The 253-nt window shown below is 51.0% G+C and carries 1 protein-coding gene; it reads left to right on the plus strand.

Annotated elements, in window-relative coordinates; all coding sequences use genetic code 11:
- Window positions 1-253 (plus strand): VCBS domain-containing protein (locus JWG39_RS16340; RefSeq protein WP_205220481.1); only part of this gene is annotated, 253 nt, incomplete at both ends.

The raw sequence follows: 253 nt of genomic DNA on the forward strand, positions 1-253 counted from the left end.
ATCACTGAAGGCGAGCTGGACTTCCTTGCTGAAGGTGAGACTGTTACGGCTGTATTTACGATAACCGTCGATGATCAAAACGGCGGAACCGATACGCAGGATGTAACAATTACCATTACCGGAGCGACCGATGCGCCGGTGATCGCAGTAGTTGACGTGGCTGGCGATATTATTGAAGGGACGACGTTGAGTGATACCGGTTCGATCACCTTCACTGATGTGGATCTGACGGATCTTCCGTTGGCAACAGAAG

The organism is Desulforhopalus vacuolatus (assembly GCF_016918505.1).
GTDB classification, from domain to species: Bacteria; Desulfobacterota; Desulfobulbia; order Desulfobulbales; family Desulfocapsaceae; genus Desulforhopalus; species Desulforhopalus vacuolatus.